Source organism: bacterium (assembly GCA_036524115.1).
Lineage (GTDB): Bacteria > JAUVQV01 > JAUVQV01 > JAUVQV01 > DATDCY01 > DATDCY01.
In genome coordinates this window covers 1-5,611 of the sequence record DATDCY010000042.1, presented here as the reverse complement: position 1 = coordinate 5,611, position 5,611 = coordinate 1, and the positions used below count along the sequence as shown (strand labels likewise).

Here is a 5,611-nt window from a genome sequence, read left to right as displayed (position 1 = left end):
GCCCCGCCGCCGCGCCCGCGGCGGCGAGCCCCAGGCACCGCGGGCAGCGCAGGCACCCCTCGTAGCCGTGCGAGCGCACGTCGTCGAAGAGGACGCCGGGCTCGCCGCGGCAGACGATCCGGCCGCGCACGAGGACGTGGCCCCGGTCGGCCGGGACCTCGCGCAGGATGTGGCCGGTGTGCGTGACGATCAGCGCGGCCTTCCCCGCCCCCCCCGCGTCGCCGCGGCCGAGCAGGCGGCGCATCCCGTCGCCGACGAGCGCGATGCTGTCGAGGTCGACGCCGGACTCCGGCTCGTCGAAGAGCGCCAGCGCCGGGTCGAGCGCGAGCAACTGCATCAGCTCGGAGCGCTTGACCTCGCCCCCGGAGAGGCCGACGTTGAGGTCGCGGTCGAGCAGCCCCTCGCTCCGGAGCGAGGCCGCGATCGCGTCGGCCGTCTCCGCGGCGAGCCCGCGGCGCTCGAGGACCCGACCGAGAAGCATTCGGGCCGTGACGCCGCGGACGGCCGGCGGGCGCTGGAACGAGAGCGCAACGCCGCGGCGCGCGCGCGCGTCCGCGCTGGCGTCCGTGATATCTTCGCCCTGAAGGAGCACCCGGCCTCCCGTGACCCGGTACCCGGGCATCCCCATGACCGCCATCAGGAGCGTGGTCTTGCCGCAGCCGTTCGGGCCGAGCAGCACGTGAACCTCGCCCGGAAGGATGCCCAGGGAAATATTGTGCAGGACGGGCCGCTCGCCGGCGCTGACGGACAGATCGCGGACCTCGAGGACGGGCACCGCCATGGGGATTCGCCTCCCGAGAGGAACGTAGGCCCCGGGGAGGGGCCTGTCAATTATCGGGGGCGGGAACGCAGGGAGACGGGCGGAGCGTGACGCCGCAGATGCGCCGTTGCCGGCGTCCCGCTACGGCGCATTGAGCACCTTCTCGACTGCGAAGCTCTCCGGCGCCGCTCCGACATACCCCGGACGGTAGTTGATCAAGGTGTTCGGGACGCCGCCGATGTTGTGGCGCTGCGAGAGTGCGGGGAACTCCTCGGCGTCGATCACCTCGGCGCGCACCAGATCGCTCGCCATCGCCATTCCGTAGGCCACCCGGGCCGCTTTGGGGCAGTAGGGTCAACTCTGGGTGACGAAGACGGAGAGCTGCACCGGCTTCTTGAGCTTTGCGAGCGCCGCGACCGACTCGGTCGAGATCCCCGGGTCGTCGTTGCCCACCGCGCGGATGGTCTCGACGAACGGGACGAAATCGTAGCCGCTCGGGAGCCCGAAATAGCGCAGGTTGTAGTCCTTCGCGCCCAGCAGCGCGATGCCGGGGACCTTGTCGATGCCCAGCGCCTGCGCGCGCGCGGCGTCCGTCTTCAGCGAGAGGACCTCCACTTTCACGCGCGGCACGGCCGCGGCGATGTCGCCGACCAGCCCCTCGACCTCGTCGCAGTACTTGCACTCGCCGCCGTCGCGCGAGAAGACGACGACCTTCACCTCGGACTTCATGCCGGCGAGCGTCGAGGCGACGTACTTCTTGTCCTTCTCGGAGAGCATGGAGACCGCCTGCGGGGCCTTCGTGCGGCCGCACGCCGCGACGAGACAGACGAGCGCCGCGGCGGTGACTGCGGCGGCGGCCCGTCTCATTCTTTCACCATCCATGTCGTGCCTTGAGATGCGCGAGCATACCGAAGCGATGCGCCGAAGGCAAGGGCGAGGACGCGCGGGATGTTGCCGACACGGGCCAGCGGGGCCTATAGTACAGGTGCCGGCGCTTCCGGCGCCGGCCATGCGGGGGACGTGCAACCGCTGGTCAGGGCGAACGGCCAACACGAAAGGCGGGAGCCATGCTCAAGGACTTCAAGGAATTCGCGCTGCGCGGGAACGTCGTCGACATGGCGGTCGGCATCGTGATCGGCGCCTCGTTCGGCGGCATCGTCTCCTCGCTCGTCGCCGACGTGATCATGCCGCCGGTCGGCCTGCTGCTCGGCGGCGTGGACTTCTCCAACATCTTCGTCACCCTCAAGGCGGGTGAGAAGGCCGCCGGGCCCTACGCCTCGCTCGCCGAGGCGAAGGCCGCCGGGGCCGTGACGCTCAACGCGGGAATCTTCTTCAACGCCATCGTCAGCTTCGTGATCGTGGCTTTCGCGATGTTCCTCGTGATCCGGGCGATGAACCGCATGCAGCGCCAGGCCCCGGCACCGGCGGCGGCGCCGGCGACCAAGGATTGCCCCTTCTGTTGCACGCCGATCGCCGTCAAGGCAACGCGCTGCCCGGCCTGCACGTCGCAGGTGTGACGGACGTGCGCGGGGGCGGCGACGGGAGCCCGACGGCGTTGCCCGCGACGGGGAGAGCGAAGGTGGGGCCGGCCCAGGTCGCGGCGCTGGTCGCCGTCGGTGCCGCCGCGCTCTCGCTCGTCGCCACCCTCGGCGCGTATCTGTATGTGCGCTTCACGCAGCACCGGCGGGGCGGGCCCGGCGAACCGGCTCCCCGGGCGGGCGGGCCGCCCGCGCCGAAGGACGCGGCCGGGCCGTGACCGCCGCGATTTGACAGCCGGCCCGGGCTTCTGCTATCAGGCGGCATGGCCGAGGGAAGCGAACGGCGCAGGTTCCCGCGCCACCCCGTCGTCGTCGAGATCGACTACCAGAGCGATTCGCCGGTGCTGCGGTCCCGCCTCTCCGACCTGAGCGAGGGCGGCATGTTCGTGGACACCGTGACGCCCCTGCCGCAGGGCACCGAGATCAAGTTCCGGTTCCGCCCGTCGCCCAAGGCCGAGGAGCCGGCTCTGGTCGGACTGGGGCGCGTCGCCTGGAACCAGGCGACCGTCGGCATGGGGATCGAGTTCGTCCGGTTCAGCGCCGACGGCTGGGACCGCCTGCGCTCGTTCCTGCGCGAAGGGCCCTGATCCCTCACTGGCCGGAGCCGTAATCTCCGTAGGCGTTGGGCCAGTTGCTGTCGGGGTTCATGACGAACCCGGGGTCGTGGCAGGCCCGCATGCATCCCCCCGTGCCGTCGTCGTACTCGGCCCCCGCAGCGGTCCCGTGCTTCGCGTCAGGCCCGTTCATCTCGACGAAGCCGTTGCCGTGCCTGCCTTTCCCCCAGGTGGTGTCGTAGGAGGGGTGCCCCCACCCGTGGCAGGTCCGGCATCCCTCGTGCTCGCCCATCCGGTCGCCGTCGTTTCCCTTGTAGGGATCGGTGTGGCTGGTGGTGGTCGGCTCCGCGTCGTCCCAGCGCCAGCCGCCGAAATCGCCGTGGCAGTTCTGGCACACGGGCTGGCCCGGCGCGTCGTTGCCCGGCGTGCCGGGGAGGGCGTCGACGACGCCCAGCCAGCGCCGCCGCCACGTCCCGCCGTCACCGCCGCCGTGGCAGGATTCCACCGCCTGGCACCCGGCGGCGCCGTCGTAGGCGAGCACGTTCGGGTGAAATGAATACTTGACGTCCGCAGCCGCGTTGAGCGTCCCGTCCTTGTGCGCGCTCGAGGGGCTGGCCGCGTCGTGGCAATTCACGCAGCCGCCTTCCTGCAGGCCGCCGTCGTGGCGCGTCACGACGGCGGTCGCGTGGAGCCCGCTGGTGGGCGCCGACTTGCCCAGCAGCTTCGGCGCCGCCGCATGGCAGTCGGCGCACGCGGCCAGGGCATTCGCCTCCCAGCGCCCGGGACCGCCGGCGCTGTTGTGACAGCCGTTCTCGGCCGTGTCGCATCCCGGCTCGGTGTCGAACGCCTCCCGGTAGTCGAAGCCGCTCGTCATGAACGTCCCGCCGAACTCCACGTCACCGTTGCCGTGGGCGCCAGTCCCCGCTCGCGGGGTCGTGCCGTCGTGCGCGTGGCAGGCGCCGCAGCCGGCAACGTAGCGGGAGAGCGCGTGCGCGCGGTGCGTCGCCGCGCTCTTGGCCGTCCCGACGTGGCCGCGGTTCTGGGCGACATGGCACTCGTCGCAGGTGGAACGCGCGCGCCAGCCGCCGTACTCGTCGCCGTTGTGCCGGTGGCAGGCGCTGCAGTCGGACCCGGGCGGCTGCTCGCCGCCGGTGTGCGGGGTGGACGCCACCGCGATCCAGCGCCCCAGCGGCGCGTACCCCGCGCTCCCGTGGCACTCCAGGACATCGCACACGCCGTTGCCGTCCGAGGGGCGGAAGAAGTCCAGCTGCGACTCCTGGTTCGCCTCGTAGGGCGCGGTCGCGGTGTCCCACTTCAGCGTGTCGTAGGTGACCGTCTCCGTCCCGGCCTTTGCGGCGAACAGCGCGAGCGGCGGCCTGTAGAAGCCGGGGACCTTGGTCGTTTCGGGGATCATCATCACGTTCTCGCCCGCGCCCTCCGCGTGCTCGTCGTGGCAGTCCTGGCAGCCCACGCCGCCGCGGCTCTCCGTGCGGTGCGCGTCGTAGCTCTGATGGCAGGAGAGACAGATGCCCACCAGCGGGTTGCCCATGGCCGAGCCGACGTCCCAGGCCTGCATCGTCCCGCTGAGGTTGAACGCCCGCAGGTACCGCGCCTGGTCGGTCCCCCCGGCGGTGTCGTTGGCGTGCGGCTTCTGCGCCGAGTCGATCCCGACGTGGCAGGCCGTGCAGGCGTAGCCCATCGTCACCTCGGTCCCCCGCGCGTCGGGCCTGCCGCCCTTGTACTTGTACGTGCTCTGCGCCATCCCGTGGCCGTACTTGACGTAGCTGCCGCCCTCGCCGGGGTTCCGCCAGTCGCCCGCGTAGTGGCAGAGCCCCGTGCAGTCCCCGGTCGTGACCGGCGTGTCCGCCACCATCCCCTCGGCCGTCTTGCGCCGCTCGTGCCCATCGTTGAACAGCCGCCGGTTGGAGGAGTAGTGCGTGTCGTGGCACGCCGTGCACTGCGCGGTCACCGCCAGCCCGGCCGTGTCCGGCACGCCGTCGCCGTCGAGGTCCGAGGTGCGCAGCACGGTGCCGTCCCTCTCGCGCAGCGGCCGCCCCGGGGCGCCGTCCGCGTGCGCCAGCAGCTGCAGGTCCACCCCCTTGACCGCCTGCGGCGCGTCGCTGCGGTGGCAGGTGCGGCAGAGCGCGTCATACTCGGCGGCGGCCGTCACGCTCTTGACCATGAACGGGTTGTTGGCCGGGTCCGCCGGCGGGCCGTGTTCGGGGTACTTGTCCGCCGGGCCCCCACGTGAGGTCGCGGCGTTGCCATCGCTGCCCTCGTCGATGCCTTCGGTCTCCGGGTCGTCGCGGCCGTCGGCGGCGGCGACGAGGTCGTGGCAGTCCACGCAGTCGAGCTCGCCGCTGCTCGCCGAGCCGAAACTGCTGAGGTACTCGCCGTTGGTCTCGCTGCCGCGGCCCGCGAACGAGAAGCCGACGGGGTGAAAAGAGGTCCGCCCCTTGAAGTGCGAGAGCGCCGGCTTCATGCGGTCGGTGTGGCCGTTGTCATTGTGGCAGAAGGTGCACCCGAGGTGCTGGGGGACCTGTCCCGGCGGCAGGCCGTCGTACTGCTTGATGTTGGGGAAGGTGCGGGTGAGCCGGTTGATCGCGCTGGTGCCGGGGTCGCTCTCGCGTTCGTCGAGGGTGTGGCAGTTGTAGCAGGACTCGCCGGCGTCGTGCGCCGCGGAGGCCCGCTGCGGCAGCGCCAGCGCCAGGGCCGCCCCGGCCAGCAGGAGCGCGGCCGCGCGGCCGGGGCGCCGGTGG

Annotated in this window: 6 protein-coding genes and 1 pseudogene; 3 read left to right on the top strand and 4 right to left on the bottom strand. The window is 72.0% G+C overall.

Annotated elements, in window-relative coordinates:
- The 3 genes and pseudogenes from VI078_02090 to VI078_02080 form a co-directional block, all read right to left on the bottom strand.
- Positions 1–781, bottom strand: a 781-nt coding sequence (locus VI078_02090; GenBank protein ID HEY5998078.1) for an ATP-binding cassette domain-containing protein, incomplete at its 3' end; no start/stop codon positions are given.
- Positions 782–901: 120 nt separating this feature from the next.
- Positions 902–1,102: pseudogene (locus tag VI078_02085) on the bottom strand (thioredoxin family protein).
- Positions 1,103–1,114: 12 nt separating this feature from the next.
- A complete protein-coding gene (locus VI078_02080; GenBank protein ID HEY5998077.1) occupies positions 1,115–1,627 on the bottom strand; it encodes a hypothetical protein in 513 nt (170 codons plus the stop codon).
- Positions 1,628–1,827: 200 nt separating this feature from the next.
- Between VI078_02080 and mscL the strand changes: the two genes are divergently transcribed.
- From mscL to VI078_02065, 3 genes are all read left to right on the top strand, one after another.
- Complete coding sequence (mscL, locus tag VI078_02075) at positions 1,828–2,277, top strand: large-conductance mechanosensitive channel protein MscL (protein ID HEY5998076.1); 450 nt, start codon at positions 1,828–1,830, stop codon at positions 2,275–2,277.
- Between the two features lie 62 nt (positions 2,278–2,339).
- Positions 2,340–2,516, top strand: coding sequence for a hypothetical protein (locus VI078_02070; GenBank protein ID HEY5998075.1), 177 nt, complete (start codon positions 2,340–2,342; stop codon positions 2,514–2,516).
- Positions 2,517–2,561: 45 nt separating this feature from the next.
- Positions 2,562–2,885 carry a PilZ domain-containing protein gene (locus tag VI078_02065; GenBank protein HEY5998074.1) on the top strand — a complete coding sequence of 108 codons (324 nt, stop codon included), beginning with the start codon at positions 2,562–2,564 and terminating at the stop codon, positions 2,883–2,885.
- Positions 2,886–2,889: 4 nt separating this feature from the next.
- Here the strand turns inward: VI078_02065 and VI078_02060 are convergent.
- Positions 2,890–5,611 (bottom strand): hypothetical protein (locus VI078_02060; GenBank protein HEY5998073.1); only part of this gene is annotated, 2,722 nt, incomplete at its 5' end.